This window comes from Kribbella sp. NBC_01510, assembly GCF_045040325.1.
Classification (GTDB): domain Bacteria; phylum Actinomycetota; class Actinomycetes; order Propionibacteriales; family Kribbellaceae; genus Kribbella.
This window is the reverse complement of record NZ_CP109418.1, coordinates 2,721,060-2,736,266: the sequence shown is the minus strand read 5'-3', so window position 1 is coordinate 2,736,266 and position 15,207 is coordinate 2,721,060. Positions and strand designations below refer to the sequence as shown.

Sequence of the window (15,207 nt, the reverse complement as noted above, 5' to 3'; positions counted from 1 at the left end):
CCCCGGTCGTCCGGCCGATCCGGACGCCGCCGGAAGGTTCCACGGCGACGCTCCGTACGGGCCGGAAACCGTCCGGCCGGACACGGCTCTTGTTCATATAAGTCATCACTGAAATACTGTGGACGTGCACGCGTTCGACATTCTCGGCGACCCGGTCCGGCGCCGGATCCTGGAGTTGCTGGCCGACGGCGAGTTGCCGGCCGGCAGTATCGCGGCGGCGATCGGCGACGAGTTCGGCATCAGCCAGCCGGCCGTCTCCCAGCATCTGCGGGTGCTGCGCGACAACGGGTTCGCGACCGTCACCGTGGACGGCACCCGGCGGCTGTACGCCGTCGACCCCGGCCCCCTGCGCGAGATCGACACCTGGCTGGACCGGTATCGCAAGTTCTGGATCAACCGCCTGGACGCCCTGGAGACCGAGATCCATCGCGGCCGCCGGAAGAATTCCGTCGACTGACGTGTCGATCCGGCCACCGGCCGGTCGACGCCTCGGTGAAAGGCAACCGATCCCGAGGAGTCACCATGCGCAACATCATCGCCGGACTGTTCATCTCGCTCGACGGAGTCGCCGAGGCGCCGGGCACCTGGCACTTCCCGTACTTCAACGACGAGATGGGCGGCGCGGTCGAGGCGATCTGGTCGCGGTCCGACACCATGCTGCTGGGACGCAAGTCGTGGCAGGAGTTCGCGTCGTACTGGCCTGAGCACCCGGAGGCCGACGGCGCCGACGTGATGAACGGCACACCGAAGCTGGTCGTCTCGAACACGCTCGACCAGGTCGACGCCTGGCAGAACTCGTCACTCCTGAAGGGCGACCCGATCGAGGCCCTGACCGAGCTGAAGCAGGGACCGGGCCGCGACATCAGCATCAGCGGCAGCCTGACGCTGACCCGCTCGCTGCTGCGCGCCAAGCTGATCGACGAACTGCACCTGCTGATCCATCCGATCGCGCTCGGTTCCGGCGCCCGCCTGTTCGACGGCGGCGACCACATCCCGCTCGAACTGGTTTCCTGTACGCCGTTTTCCACCGGCGTGCTGCACACCGTGTACCGATCGGCCTAAACATTCGGCGCCGCCGCTGCATCTGAGTTGGTAAGGAGACTCAGAGGAGCGGTAGAGATGCGCAACATCGTGGCCCGACTGTGCATGTCGGAGGACGGCATCGTCGATCGGCCGGAGCAATGGCTCCCCGACGCCGGCCAGGCGCTCGACCAATTGGTGACCGGTGCGGAAACGGTCCTGCTCGGCCGGAAGACGTTCGAGCAGTACGCCGGTTCCGTCACCGGGCTGGATCTCGCGCGCAAGCTCGTCATCGCGTCCCGGCCGGTGCTTGCGCGGCGGGACACCGAAGTACTGCAAGGTGATCCGCGCCGGGTGCTGACGGCGCTGAAGGACGTGCCCGGCGACGACCTTCACGTCGTCGGCAGTCTGGCGCTGGTCCGTTCGCTGCTGCGATGGAGGTTGATCGACGAGGTGTCGCTCCTGATCCACCCGGTGGCCGCGGGCCGCGGCACGTTGCTGGATCGCCGTACCCTGCGGCTGATCTCGATGTGCGCGCGCGATGGCGGCATACTGGAGGCCAGCTACCGCGTGCTCTACGCCGCGACCGCGGCGCCTTCGAGGTCGGCGGACTCGGCCGGGCGATGGGGCGGCACGCGCAGCACGGACAGCGTCGCGACGAGCGCGAGGCCGGCCATCAGGACCCACGCGTAGCGAACCCCGAACGACTCGACCAACGCACCCGCGATAGCGGAGCCGGCCGCCGAGCCGATCATCCCGCCGCTCAGCATCCAGCCGAAGATCTCCGTCCGGGCGGAGGCCGGCGTCAACCCGCCGAGCCGCTCGTAGATCGCGCCGACCGTCGGCGCGATCAGAGCGCCGGCCGCGAACATCATCACCGACAGCGCCACGACGGAAGAGGTGGCGAAGACGCAGCCGACGACCAGGACCGTCATCGCGAGCATCCGTCGCCAGACGTGCGACTCACGCCGCCCGGGCAGCGCGCCGCCGACGAGACCGCCGGTCAGACTGCCGAGCGCGGCCACCATCTCGAGTACGCCGGCGATCAGCCGGTTGCCGTGCTCGTCGGCGAACGCGACGATGCCGAGCGACATCGCCGCGAAACCCGTGACCATGCAGGCGAAAGCGAACAGGAGCGCGAACCGATGCCGATGGATGAGCAACTCGCGCACGGTCGGCCGGACACTGCCGTCCTCCTCGTGGATCGCCCGCGGCTGCTGCTTGAGACCGAACCACCAGATCGCCCCGGCCGCGGTCGCGGCACAGCCGAGCAGACCTGCCCGCGGGCTGGCGAAGCTGACCACCAGCGCGCCGAGCATCGGACCGATGACGAAGAGGAGTTCTTGGGCGGTCGCGTCCAGCGCATAGATCGCCCGCAACCGCGCACCGTGTACAAGACGCGGCCAGCTCGCCCGCAGCGCCGACGTCACCGGCGCGACGAACATTCCGGCCAGCGCGGCCGCCAGGGGCAGCACCCGATACCAGCTGTCCGGCAGCATGGCGACGACCGCCATCAACACGCCCCACGTCATCCCGGTGGCGATCAGGACCCTACGTGCGCCTCGACGATCCGCGCGCCGCGACCACACCACGCTCGCGACCGCCATACCGACCGAATAGCCACCGGCCACCACACCGGCCCAGCCGAAGTTGCCGGCCGCATCCTTCGCCAGGAACGACAGCGGCACCATCGTCGCCATCACCGGCAGCCGCGCGATCAGAGCCGAAGCCAACAACGCCATCACACCGTGGGTCTTCCAGAGATCGCGGTACGACGTCAGGTCCATGGGCTGCATTCTGTCCTGACAGAGCCGGCCGCGGCCTCGGGATTTCTCCCTATCTTGTTGTCGGCGACGTATGCGAACATGTGTTCGTGTCCGAATCCCGCGGGGCGACCATCCTGCATGCCGACCTGGACGCGTTCTACGCCTCGGTCGAGCAGCGGGACGACCCACGCCTGCGCGGCCGCCCGGTGATCGTCGGCGCCGGCGTCGTCCTCGCCTGCAGCTACGAGGCCAAGGCGCTCGGCGTCCGCACCGCGATGAACGGTGGACAGGCATTGCGCCGCTGCCCCGGCGCGATCGTGGTGGACCCGCGGATGTCGGCGTACTCGGAGGCCAGCAAGGCCGTGTTCAAGGTCTTCGAGGAGACCACGCCGCTGGTCGAGGGATTGTCGATCGACGAGGCGTTCCTCGACGTCGGCGGGTTGCGGAAGATCTCCGGGACGCCATTGGAGATCGCCCAGCGGTTGCGCACCGACGTGCTGTCGAAGGTCGGGCTGCCGATCACGGTCGGGGTGGCGCGGACGAAGTTCCTGGCCAAGGTTGCCAGCGGGGTCGCGAAGCCGGACGGGTTGCTCGAGGTGCAGCCCGAGCGGGAGCTGGAGTTCCTGCATCCGCTGAATGTCGAGCGTCTGTGGGGCGTTGGCGAGGTGACCGCAGAGAAGCTGCGCAGCCGGGGGCTCACCAAGGTCGGTGATGTCGCGATGCTGCCCGAGGCCGCGCTGGTCGCGATGCTCGGGCGGGCTTCCGGGCGGCATCTGCACGCGCTGGCACACAACCGCGATCCCCGGCCGATCGAGGTCGGCCGTCGTCGGCGGTCGATCGGTTCGCAACGAGCCCTCGGCCGTTCACCCAAGTCGCCGGCCACCCTCGACGCCGTACTGGCCGGCCTGGTCGATCGGGTGACGCGCCGGATGCGCACGGCGGGGCGGTCCGGTCGGACTGTCACGTTGCGGCTGCGCTTCGACGACTTCAGCCGGGCGACCCGGTCCCATACGTTGCCGCAGGCGACAGATCAGACGCGGGCGATCCTGATCACCGCGCGGGCGCTGCTGACCACCGCCGGGCCACTCATCGCGGCACAGGGGATCACGATGATCGGCATCTCCGTCGGCAACCTGGAGAACGAGGCGGCACAGCAGCTCGCGCTGCCCTTCGACAAGGCGGCGAACGACGAGCTGGACACGGCCATGGATCGGGTGAAGGACAAGTTCGGCACGAATGCGATCACCCGTGGGATCCTGCTCGGCCGCGACCAGGGACTGACGGTGCCGATGCTGCCCGACTAGGTTCCTCGTCCGAGTAGGTTCTTTGTGCGGCTAGGTTGCTTGCCCGGCTAGTCGAGCCGCAGCTCCAGGGTCAGCTCGTCGCGCAACGGGATGTCGTACGCACCCGTCAGCGGGATTGACGGTTTGAGCTTGCGCGATGCGTCCATCGCGTCCGGAGTGACGCCGACGATCCGCAGCCCACGTCGCTGGTAGAACCGCAGCGCGTCGAGGTTGTCGTTCGTGGTGATCAGCCACAACCGGCGCGCGCCCGCTTCGCGGGCAACTTCCGTCGCGGCCGCCAGCAAGGCGCTGCCCGCACCCAGGTGTCGCACTGGGGCGTCGATGGTGACGACCTCCAGCTCGCCGTCCGCCAGCGTGTAGGTGAGCAGACCCATGATCCGGTCGTCCTGCTCGGCCACCAACGCCGGCAGCGTCGCGGCGTCATACGCGACTCCGTGCGCGACGGCGATCGCGCCGCCCCACGCGGCGGTCAGGATGTCGACGATGGCCGCGTGATCCGCGCCCGTGGCAGCTCGTACCTTCATGTCGGTCAACGCTAGTGCCTCGCCAAGAAACGTCGAGGTCGTCACCGCACTTGCCTTCCGCCTGGGTCAATTTCAGGGGAGTCGTTGTGGCACTGGTGGTGACGTCTTGCGGTCGTGAAAATGGGGTTGGGGTGCCCGTTGACGCCGGTTGGTTCTTGGTCGTAGGAGTCCGTAGGTGGAGTCTGGCGCCGGGGCCCGACCTGATGGGTCATGCATTGTTGCTTCGAGCACGCCGGTCAGAATTTCGGTTCCCGACCGTGGCCCCCGGGCATCCCGCCGAGCGGTGTCGTTGTGGGTGGGAGGGTGGTCGGGGTGAGGTCAGAGCCGGTAGTGGTCGTTGATGCCGAGCAGGAGGAGACTCTCGAGCGGGTTGCCGCGGTCGATGTGGCCAAGGCGACGGGCAGGGTGTGCACCCGGCTGCCTGATCCGGGCCGTCGCGGGAAACGGGTGACCAGGGTGTGGGAGGTGCCGGCCACGACCAACGCGATCATCGAACTGGGTGATCAGTTGATGGTTGAGGGGGTCGAGCGGGTGGTGGTGGAGTCGACCTCGGATTATTGGCGGCCGTTTGTGTATCTGCTCGGTGCGGCTGGGCTGAGGGTGTGGCTGGTGAACGCCCGCGAGGTCAAGAATGTCCCGGGCCGGCCCAAGACCGACACGATCGACGCGGTCTGGCTGGCCAAGCTGAACGAGCGGGGGATGCTGCGGCCCTCGTTCGTGCCACCCGCCCAGATCCGTCAGTTGCGCGACTACACCCGGCTGCGCTCGGATCTGGTCGCGGAACGGTCCCGGCACAAGCAGCGGCTGGAGAAGCTGCTCGAGGACGCGCTGATCAAGCTGTCCACGGTGGCCTCGGACATCTTCGGTGTCTCCGGGCGGGTGATGCTCGAGGCGCTGATCGCCGGCCGCCGCGACCCGCGCCAGCTGGCCGACCTGGCGCGGGGCAAGCTGCGGGTCAAACAGGCCGCGCTGGTCGAGGCGCTGACCGGCCGGTTCGACGACCACCACGCCGAGATCGCCCGGATGCTGCTCGACCAGGTCGACAGCCTCGACGCGCAGATCGACCGCATCACCGCGCGGATCGACCAACTCCTCACCGACATCCCCGAACCTGTCGACCCCACCACCAGTGGCCAGGACAGCGGCGAGGGCGGGGGCGAGGGCAGTGGCGAGGGCAGTGGCGGATCTGCACCGTGCGAGGCCTCGCGGTACTACCCGCCAGCCCAGCGGCTCGCCGAGATCCCTGGCATCGGCCTCAAAGCGGCCCAGGTGATCATCGCCGAGATCGGCCTGGACATGCGCCAATTCCCCACCGCGAAACACCTGGCGTCCTGGGCAAAACTCTCCCCCCGCACCATCCAGTCCGGGCCGAGGAACCGATCCGGGCAGACCGGCAAGGGCAACCCCTACCTCAAAAGCGTCCTCGGCGAAGCCGCCGCCGCAGCCTCCCGGACCGACACCTTCCTCGGCGAACGCTACCGGCGACTGGTCAAACGCCGCGGCAAACTCAAAGCCCTCGTCGCCGTCGCCCGCTCCATCCTCGTCATCATCTGGCAACTCCTCGCCAACCCCCACGCCCGCTACCACGACCTCGGCCGCGACTACCACAACACCCGCATCGACAAGAACCGCAAAGTCCGCACCCACCTCCGCCAACTCCAAGCCCTCGGCTACCACGTAACCCTCACCACCACCTGACCCCCACCACCACCACCACCCCACCGCACACCCAATCCAGCCTCGCCCCACCCGCGAGACCACCCCACCCTGCCCAGCCAAGGTCGTTATTTTCCGGTCAGAACCTCGCAGCTGCACCCTTCTACCCACCGCATACCTGGGGTGAAGGGACCAGATCAGGGGTGAACCCCGCACCTGGCCGCCGGGGCCGGCTTCGGGGTGATGGTCGCTCCGAATTACCTCCCCAACCTTGCTTGACGCGGCATTAGTACGAGTTGTCGTGCAGGTGGCCGGCGTACCAGTTGAGGGCGGCGCGGAGTTCGTCAACCTGGCGGATGCGGCGGTTGACGGTGGCGCCGTGGGCGATCGGGTAGATCCTGATGCCGCCGTGGTGCCGTCGCTTCGGCGCCGGCAGCGTGGATTGGTACGGCGCTTCGAGCCACGCGATCAGCCAGGGACGTCGGACGTCACCGCCGACGCGGAGCCGGGTGACGCCGTCCCAGGGGATCATCCCTTGCTTGTAGCCGCGTTCGACCCTCAATCCCTGTGGGGACAGGCGAAGGACGACGCGACGGCGCAGGACGAGGCGCCAACTGCGGATGGCGAAGTACAGGAAGATCAGGTCGACGATTCCGAAGAATGCGGTGGTTGCCGGGTGCTGGGCTTGCATCTGCGGGTCGCGCTGGATGAAGGCGAGGAAGAGGACGGTGGTGATGCCTGCGATGATCGCCGGCCGCGTCCGGCTGGTAGTGAAGGCAGCGCCCGTCGGTTGTGCCGGCCGCGGTTGCCCTGGTTGCGGTTGCGCCGACTGCGGTTGCAGGGCTTGCGGTTGCAGGGGTTGCGGTTGTGCCGGTCGGGCGGGGAGGAGTTTGGTCGGCGGTAGCGGGTAGGGAATCGTCTCGGCGGGTGGGCTGAGGAGAGCTGGGCTCGCGGGTGATCCGAGCACCTGGAGCAGCTCTTGCGGCGTCGGCCGCTCCGCGGGATCGCGTGCGAGACAACGGCGTACGACGTCCTGCAGTGGATTGGGGAGCGGCGGGATGTGTGGTTGCTCGTGGACGACTCGGTGCAGCAGGGACGCCGGATTCCCGTGCGCGAACGGACCACGTCCGCTGGCGGTGAACACCAGCACGGCCCCGAGCGCGAACACGTCGCTTGGCGAGCCGATCACCGTACCGGTGATCTGCTCCGGCGACAGGTAGCCCGGCGTACCGACCACCACGCCGGTCGCGGTCAGGCTCGCTTCCTCCAGTGCGCGGGCGATGCCGAAGTCGATCACCCGCGGACCGTTGTCGGTCAGGACGATGTTCGACGGTTTGAGATCGCGGTGGATGAGGCCGCTGGCATGGATCGCCATGAGCGCCTCGGCGAGGCCGCCCGCGAGCGATTGCACCCCACCGGGCGTCAACGGGCCGGACGTGTCGATCGCCTTCTGCAGCGTCGGTCCGGGCAGGTACTCCGTGGCCAGCCAGGGATGCTCCGCGTCCGGATCGGCGTCGACGACCGCGGCCGTGAACGCACCACCGACCTTGCGCGCCGCCTCGATCTCGCGGGCGAACCGGGCCCGGAAGGCCGCGTCACCGGCCAGTTCGTCGCGAACCACCTTCACCGCGACCAGCCGGCCACCGGGCGACCGCGCGAGGTAGACGGCGCCCATCGCACCACGACCGAGCCGGCCCTGGATCGTGAACGACCCGATCACCGCCGGATCCTCTAGGTGCGTCATCGGGCGACACGCTAACGCGCTTCAGGACCGCGGGTAACCGATCTCGGCGATCCCCTCGGAGAGATCGGCCAACCGGCGCCTCGGGTTGAGCGAAGTCACGACGTACTCGGTCAGCGGCATCAAGCCGTAGGCGTGCCGGACCGACTCGAGGTCGAGGGCGACCTCGTAGTAGTCCTCCGCGAACGTCAGGTACGCCTCCGGCCGTCCGTCGGCGATCACCTCGAACAGCCAGTCGGCGCCGTCCTTGTCAGCGTTCTCCACCGGACCGCAGCGCCACGCGGAATCCTCCGTCGTACGCCAGAAACACACCGTCGCCCTCGGCACATCGTCACGGAACGCGGGCTCGTCGCGCGCTGTCTGAAAGACCTCCGGGACGCCGTCGAGCAGTCCGGGCCAGGTCCGCATGCCGTTCACCCACGGCGACATCGGCGACTCGTGGTCGAACCCGTACGCGAACGCGCCGGCGGGCGAGAACACGATCGAGTACTCGTTGCCAGACCCGTCCCGCATCAACGCGGCCTCCTCGATCTCCGACCAGCGCGCGTCGAACGAGAAGAAGTTCAGCAGGTCCTCGTCGTCATTGAGGATCAGATCCAGAACTGCGAGCGCACGACTGATCCGCCGTACCGTGGGCGGATCGGGCAGCCGCCGGATCAGGTCATGGACAGACATCGCCCTCCTCCGAGCGTCAGAACCCACTCGTACGGCACTGCCAGGACGAGAAGGACCAGTGTCGCGGTCACCGCGACCACGATCGGTCGGGTTGGCGTGGTTGTGAAGGTAGCGCCGACTTCTAGGTCCAACGGTTGCTGCACCCCAGGCCTCCTGACCGGATCGAATCCTCACCGTAGTGGCTGAGGCACCCCTCGCGGGGTCCGGTCGGAGGCGGCCTGTGGATAACTTCAGCGGCGCTGGACGGCTTCCTCCGCGACCTCGACCAGCTCGCGATCGGTGGCCTCGGTCTCGGCGTCGTGGGCCGGCTCCAGCCGGTCGTGCGCGATCAGCGACTGGATCGCCCGCAGTACGGCGCTCGCCGCGGCACCCCACGTGGACACGTACGAGAACTGCCACCACCACAGTGCCTCGACGATCCGGCCTTCCTCGTAGTGCGCGAGGCCGTGCACGAGGTCGGTCGCGATCGCGGTGAGGTCGTCGGACAGCCGGTTGACGGTGATCTCGGGCGGCGCGGCGTACGGGTCGAAGACCTCGGCGTACTCGTCCAGGCCCTCGAACAGCACCGCGAGCCGGTCCCGCATCGCGTCCAGATCCGGATCCGGTCCGGCGTCGCTCTCGAACCGCTCCTCCGGGACGAAGTCCTCGAACGCGCCGAGCCGGCCGCCGGCGAGCAGCAGCTGGCTCACCTCGAGCAGCAGGTACGGCAGCGAGGCGAGACCCTCGTCCACGCCGTCCTCGTCCGGCTGCGCGGCGATGTCGCGCACCGAGATCAGGAAGCTCTGCACCTGGTCGGCGATCTGTTCGGCGAACTCGGTGAGGTCCTCGGAGTCCGTGCGCAGTGCGCGCTCTGCAATATCGGTTGAATCAGTCATCTATCGATCGTCGCCCTTCAAACGCCCGTCCGAGTGTGACCTCATCCGCGTACTCGAGGTCACCGCCTACTGGAAGTCCACTAGCCAAACGGGTGACGCGCAACCCCATGGGCCGCAGCAGACGGCTCAGGTAGGTGGCCGTCGCCTCACCCTCGAGGTTCGGGTCGGTGGCTAGGATGATCTCGGTGACCTCACCGCTGGCAAGCCGCACCATCAGTTCCTTGATCCGCAGCTCGTCCGGTCCGATCCCCTCGATCGGCGAGATCGCCCCGCCGAGCACGTGGTACCGGCCACGGAATTCGCGGGTCCGCTCGATCGCGACCACGTCCTTGGCCTCTTCGACCACGCAGATCAGGCTCAGGTCGCGGCGCGCGTCACGGCAGATCCGGCACTGCACTTCCTCCGCGACGTTGCCGCAGATCTCGCAGAACTTGACCCGCTCCTTGACCTGCACGAGCACGTGCGCGAGCCGGCGTACGTCGGTCTCGTCGGCGGCGAGCAGGTGGAACGCGATCCGCTGGGCGGATTTCGGACCGACTCCGGGCAACCGGCCGAGCTCGTCGATCAGATCCTGAACGGCCCCCTCGTACACGTCAGCCCGGGTTCTGACCGGATGGGCCGGTCCCACTGCCCGGGTTCGTGAACCCGACGCTGCCGCTGGTGCCCTGGTTGCCGGGCTTGTCGTCACCCTGCTCCACGGCGGGAGCCGACGTACCGGGCAGGCTGAAACCGGCCGGACCACCGGCGCCGGGAACATCCGCTCCGCCGCCGAACCCGGGCAGCCCACCGGCCAGCGGGCCCATCGCCCGCGCCGCGGCTTCCTTCGCGTTCTCCGAGGCGTCGCGCACCGCGGCGACGATCAGATCGGCCAGTGTCTCGGTGTCGTCGGGGTCGACGGCCTCGGGCTTGATGTTCAGGCTGAGCAGCTCACCCGTGCCCGACACCAGCGCGGTCACCAGCCCACCGCCGGCGGAGCCCTCGATCTCCTGGCTCTCCAGGTCGGCCTGAGCCTCCATCAACTGGTTCTGCATCGCCTGCGCTTGCGCGAGCAGGTTGGACATGTCGAAGCCCCCAGCACCGCCACCGTCGAACACCGCGATCTCCTCGTCCCAACCGCTCCGTGTCTAGCCCGAGCCTCAACACTAGCCGGTCCCCCCGACAACCCCACGCTCTCCCAGAAACCGACCAGTCTCCCCAACTTTTCCACACCCCTGTGGACACCCCCAATCCACACCCCGTGATTCCTGTGCACACCCACCGCAACCACCCACACCCCCAGCCCCACCCCTGTGGAAAACCTCCGCCCAGCGACCCACCTCTCACCGGCGCCCCCACAGCGACTTGGCACAGCACGACGCCGGGCGGTTGGTGCTGCGCGCGCGACCCCAGCGTCAACCAGCGAGGTCGACGCCCGAGAACCTAACCGTCCTCCACCGGCCACGACGACGTACCGAGCCCCGACACCGGCCGGTGGGTGCCCGGTGGCCAGCGGGCTTTGCGATCGGCCGGTGGGCGTTTGCGGTTAGCCAGTTGGCGGGTGGTTGTGGCTGAGATCAGTTGGGTTCTTCGGTGATGATTTGGGCGCCTAGGGTCTCGCGCAGGAGGTCTGTGTGGGTGCGGGAGTCTTCTTCCAGCACCACGTCGTCCTCGCCGATCGCGTCCGCTTCCTCCTCCGGAGTCAGCGGCACCACCGGAGCGGCCGGCGCAGCAGCCGCCCGCCGCGCCTGCTCAGCCGCAACCGCCGCCTCTGCAGCGCGCCGCTTACTCGCCGCCTGCTCACGCCGATCACCCCCAGACCCGCCAGCCGACCCACCCGACTGCCTGGTGGTCGCGGCCGACTGCCCAGCTCCCGGCGCCCGCGTCCCGGGCCCGTCTGCGCGAGCGGCTCGCGGACCCTGCCGCGACACCGGTACGTCGTCCCACGGATCAGGCTCCGGCGGTACGTCGTCATACTCCGGATCCGGCGGCTCCTGGAGGGCAACCGCCGTACCTGCGCCATCACCCCACTGCCCAACCCCTGCAGCCCCGCCCGCACCAGCCTGCCCGGCGTTCCGTCCCGGGTTCACCGACGACTGACCACCGCCCGGCTGATCCCCGGCCCCGCCTACAGCGCCCCCACCCGCACCAGGCGTCGCCGCCACACCCGTGCCCCACGCACCGGTCCGAGCCTCCGGGCCAGCGGAACCCACACCACCCGACGCCGATCCCGCGGCGGCAACCCGGCCAGCCGCAGCACCACCACCGCCAGCCGGACCCGCACCTGCTCCACTCGCCCCGAGCCCGCCCGCACCGGATCCACTCGCGCCAGCACCACTCGAGGCCGCACCACCCCTGGATCCGCCCGCACCACCCGCGCCGAGACCACCCGCGCCGGATCTACTAGCCCCCATGCCACCAATGCCGGGAGCACTCGCGCCGGGACCACTGGCCGAACCACCGACTCCAGAACCATCCACGGCCTGTCCACCGACTCCCGGACCGGCCGCAGAACCACCCGCGGCCGAACCACCGGCTCCGGAACCTGCGACCGACCCGTCGGCTCCGCCACCCGTGCTCGTTCCACCCGCCGCCGAGCCGGCTCCGGAACCTCCGGCCGACCCACCGGCTCCGGCGCCCGCGCCCGGACCGCCTGTGCCCGGACCGCCTGCGCCTGGACTACCTGCCTGCGGGCCGCCTGGTCGGGGGCCGGCTGGTTGGTGTGCGCCGCCTGCGCCGGGATCGGTCGATGGGTCGACGACGGCTTCGATCCGGCGGTTCAAGCCGATGGTGTCGATCATCGCCTGCCGGAGGATCTCGTCGCTGCCGGAACGGGCGAAGCTCTCCCGCGCCCCCGCGTTCACCAATCCCAGCGTCAGTGTCTGATCGTCGACGGCGATGACCTGCGCGTTCTGGCTCAGCATGATCCAGGCGAACCGCCGCTTGCTCTTCACCGCCTCGAGCACCTCAGGCCACAACCGCCGAATATCCGCCAGCCCCACAGAACCACCAGACGGCGCCCCCGAGCCCCCACCCACCGGAGCACCAGCCGTCCCCGAAGCACCACCGACCGCCTGCCCAGCACCAACCACGGGCGCCGGAGCCGCAGACTCATCGCCCCACGCTCCGGTACGCCCTGCACCAGCTGCCACCGAACCGGAACCGGAAGCGCCGCCATCAACAGCACCCCCGCGCCCTGCGTCTCCCGTCCCAGCGCCGCGCCGCGACGTACCGGCACCCCCGCTGCCAGCGGTACCAAGTGCACCACCTGTCGCCGTGCCACCACCGGCCCCCGCGCCAGCTGCATCCCCTCCGGCCGCCGCGCTTGAGGAGTCAGCTTCGGACGGGGCGACGCCTGAGCTGGCGGCAGCTGCCGGTGCTGGGTACGCAGCGGCCTCGGCGTCGGCGGCAGCTTCGGTCGCCGTCGCAGCGTCGGGTGTCGTGCCGACCGCACCAGCGGCGGCTCGGACTGCGGCTCGGCTGGCGGCAGCGTCCTGGGAAGCTCCGCCGCCGAGACCCGATGGGGCCGCGGGGGCGGCGTCTGGCGTAGTGGTGGGGACCCCGATGGTTAGGCGTCGTTCCATCCGGTCGAGGCGGGCCTGGATGCCGTTGGTGGAGTCGTCGGCACCGGGGAGGAGGACCTTGGCGCAGATGAGTTCGAGCTGAAGGCGGGGTGCCGTCGCGCCACGCATCTCCAGCAGACCGGCCGCGACGATGTCGGCCGCCCGGGTGAGCTCCGCCGAGCCGATCCCGGCAGCCTGAGTCTGCAGGCGCTCGCCTTGGTCCTCAGCGGCTTCGATCAGACCAGAGGCAACAGCATTCGGTACGGCGGACAGCACCACGAGATCCCGCAGTCGCCGCAGCAAGTCCTCCGCGAACCGCTTCGGGTCCTGCCCGGTCTCGATGACCTTCTCGATCGTTTCGAACACAGCCGCACTGTCATGCGCGGCGAACCCATCAACACACGCGTCGAGCAACGAGTCCGGAGTGAACCCGAGCAGCGCGACGGCCAGCTCGTACGTCACGCCCTCCGGACCCGCCCCACCGATCAGCTGGTCGAGCACACTCAGCGAGTCACGCACCGACCCGGCACCCGCGCGCACGACCAGCGGCAGCGCGGCCGACTCGATCGCGACACCCTCCGACTGACAGAGCGAGGCCATGTAGTCGCCGAGCACCTTCGGGGGCACCAGGCGGAACGGGTAGTGGTGGGTCCGGGACCGGATCGTCCCGATCACCTTGTCGGGCTCGGTGGTGGCGAAGATGAACTTGAGGTGCGGCGGCGGCTCCTCGACCAGCTTCAGCAGGGCGTTGAAGCCCTGCGTGGTCACCATGTGCGCCTCGTCGATGATGTAGATCTTGTAGCGGCTCTCGACCGGCGCGAAGAACGCCCGCTCACGCAGGTCCCGCGCGTCGTCCACACCACCGTGCGACGCGGCGTCGATCTCGATCACGTCGATGCTGCCGGGACCGCCGCGCGCCAGGTCGGTGCATGATTTGCACACCCCGCACGGCTCCGCGATCGGGCCCTTCTCACAGTTGATCGCCCGCGCCAGGATCCGCGCGCTGGTGGTCTTCCCGCACCCGCGGGGCCCGGAGAACAGATAGGCGTGGTTCACCCGGTTGTTGCTCAGCGCGTTCCGCAGCGGCGCCGTGACATGGTCCTGCCCGATCACCTCGGCGAACGTCTCCGGGCGATACCGGCGGTACAACGCAAGGGGTGCTTCCACGCCCGCCACCCTAGCGCCGCGCCCCGACAAAACCAGCCTCGTCCCCGCGGTGCGCGAGTGGGGTGCGAGGGATCGGTGGAACCGGGACCGTTCTAAGGTGAGGCAGGTGGACACTGGGGACGAGTTGCAGCAGGCGGCGATCGGGCGAGCCCGAGAGGTGCTGCCCGAGGACGAGCGCATACTCGCGGTCTACCTGATCGGAAGTTACGGGACCGGCGAGGCGGACAGGTTCAGCGACGTCGACGTGCATCTGGTCGTGACCGACGAGAGCCTGGAGTGGTTCGAGGAGAACTGGGCCGACGTACTGCGGACGGTCGCTGGGCCGACCGTCCTGGCAGATCGGGTGCCCGGGTTGATCGGTGGGCTCGGGATCACCGCCGACTGGCTCCATGTCGACCTGATCGTGCATCCGCTCAAGTCCTTCGATCGGTTCGGGTACGACGGTGTGCGGGTGCTGTTCGACCGGGACGGGACGTTGTTCCCGGAGGGCGATCTCCCACGGAAGGGCGGTCGGCCCGGAGACCCGTACTGGCCGGCGGTCGCGGTCAACCTCTTCTTCTACTTCCTCGGGAACCTGGTCACGGTCCTCGGCCGCGACGAACGGATCGTCGCCAACCAAGGCATCGGGGCGGTCCGCGACCAACTCATCACCCTGATGCTCGCCGAGCGCGGCGTACGTCGTACCGGTGGGGCCAAGCGCCTCAACGCCTACCTCTCCGACGAACAACGCGCCGTCCTAGAAGCAATCCCCGCGGCCGGCGCCGACCCCGCGGCCATCGTCGCGGCCAACCAGTACATCTGCCGCGAGTTCATCCGCCGCGGCACCGCCCTCGCCCACCAAACCGGCGAGCCGTGGCCGACCGAGTTCGTCGACGCGACCCTCGCCTACCTCCGCCGTCAGTTCGACGTGGACTTCAGCTGACGCCCCCGAGGAGCCGAT

The 15,207-nt window shown here is 69.1% G+C and carries 14 protein-coding genes; 6 read left to right on the top strand and 8 right to left on the bottom strand.

All coding sequences use genetic code 11. The features are described 5' to 3' along the window. The first annotated feature begins 124 nt into the window (after nt 1-124). From OG558_RS13690 to OG558_RS13680, 3 genes are all read left to right on the top strand, one after another. On the top strand, nt 125-457 hold the full coding sequence (locus OG558_RS13690; RefSeq protein ID WP_328525290.1) for a metalloregulator ArsR/SmtB family transcription factor: 333 nt from the start codon (nt 125-127) through the stop codon (nt 455-457). A 65-nt stretch (nt 458-522) separates the two neighbouring features. Beyond that, nucleotides 523-1,062: a dihydrofolate reductase family protein gene (locus OG558_RS13685; RefSeq protein ID WP_329483591.1), complete on the top strand. Its 540-nt coding sequence runs from the start codon at nt 523-525 to the stop codon at nt 1,060-1,062. A 57-nt stretch (nt 1,063-1,119) separates the two neighbouring features. After that, nucleotides 1,120-1,713, top strand: coding sequence for a dihydrofolate reductase family protein (locus OG558_RS13680; RefSeq protein ID WP_405070577.1), 594 nt, complete (start codon nt 1,120-1,122; stop codon nt 1,711-1,713). On the opposite strand, the gene OG558_RS13675 is transcribed toward OG558_RS13680, so the two are convergent. Then, on the bottom strand, nt 1,596-2,807 hold the full coding sequence (locus OG558_RS13675; protein ID WP_405070575.1) for an MFS transporter: 1,212 nt from the start codon (nt 2,805-2,807) through the stop codon (nt 1,596-1,598). The genes OG558_RS13680 and OG558_RS13675 overlap by 118 nt on opposite strands. Before the next feature lie 86 nt (nt 2,808-2,893). Between OG558_RS13675 and dinB the strand changes: the two genes are divergently transcribed. Next, nucleotides 2,894-4,090, top strand: coding sequence for a DNA polymerase IV (gene dinB / locus OG558_RS13670; protein ID WP_405070574.1), 1,197 nt, complete (start codon nt 2,894-2,896; stop codon nt 4,088-4,090). Between the two features lie 47 nt (nt 4,091-4,137). On the opposite strand, the gene OG558_RS13665 is transcribed toward dinB, so the two are convergent. Next, complete coding sequence (locus OG558_RS13665) at nt 4,138-4,614, bottom strand: GNAT family N-acetyltransferase (protein WP_405070573.1); 477 nt, start codon at nt 4,612-4,614, stop codon at nt 4,138-4,140. A gap of 312 nt (nt 4,615-4,926) precedes the next feature. On the opposite strand from OG558_RS13665, the gene OG558_RS13660 reads away from it, so the two are divergent. Next, on the top strand, nt 4,927-6,312 hold the full coding sequence (locus OG558_RS13660) for an IS110 family transposase (protein WP_405067379.1): 1,386 nt from the start codon (nt 4,927-4,929) through the stop codon (nt 6,310-6,312). Between the two features lie 244 nt (nt 6,313-6,556). On the opposite strand, the gene OG558_RS13655 is transcribed toward OG558_RS13660, so the two are convergent. The 6 genes from OG558_RS13655 to OG558_RS13630 form a co-directional block, all read right to left on the bottom strand. Then, entirely contained in the window at nt 6,557-8,014 is a 1,458-nt protein-coding gene (locus OG558_RS13655; protein ID WP_405070572.1) for a serine/threonine-protein kinase, read from the bottom strand. A gap of 21 nt (nt 8,015-8,035) precedes the next feature. Further along, complete coding sequence (locus tag OG558_RS13650) at nt 8,036-8,686, bottom strand: hypothetical protein (protein ID WP_405070571.1); 651 nt, start codon at nt 8,684-8,686, stop codon at nt 8,036-8,038. Between the two features lie 230 nt (nt 8,687-8,916). Beyond that, nucleotides 8,917-9,561 carry a DUF5063 domain-containing protein gene (locus OG558_RS13645; protein ID WP_328525282.1) on the bottom strand — a complete coding sequence of 215 codons (645 nt, stop codon included), beginning with the start codon at nt 9,559-9,561 and terminating at the stop codon, nt 8,917-8,919. Further along, entirely contained in the window at nt 9,554-10,153 is a 600-nt protein-coding gene (recR, locus tag OG558_RS13640; protein ID WP_405070570.1) for a recombination mediator RecR, read from the bottom strand. The genes OG558_RS13645 and recR overlap by 8 nt, the downstream gene beginning before the upstream one ends. 1 nt (nt 10,154) lies before the next feature. Continuing rightward, nucleotides 10,155-10,655 (bottom strand): YbaB/EbfC family nucleoid-associated protein, encoded by a 501-nt coding sequence (locus OG558_RS13635; protein WP_329483583.1) that lies wholly within the window; start codon nt 10,653-10,655, stop codon nt 10,155-10,157. Nucleotides 10,656-11,114: 459 nt separating this feature from the next. Next, nucleotides 11,115-14,303: a DNA polymerase III subunit gamma and tau gene (locus OG558_RS13630; RefSeq protein WP_405072159.1), complete on the bottom strand. Its 3,189-nt coding sequence runs from the start codon at nt 14,301-14,303 to the stop codon at nt 11,115-11,117. Between the two features lie 70 nt (nt 14,304-14,373). On the opposite strand from OG558_RS13630, the gene OG558_RS13625 reads away from it, so the two are divergent. Further along, nucleotides 14,374-15,189 carry an aminoglycoside 6-adenylyltransferase gene (locus tag OG558_RS13625; RefSeq protein WP_405070569.1) on the top strand — a complete coding sequence of 272 codons (816 nt, stop codon included), beginning with the start codon at nt 14,374-14,376 and terminating at the stop codon, nt 15,187-15,189. Nucleotides 15,190-15,207: the final 18 nt, after the last annotated feature.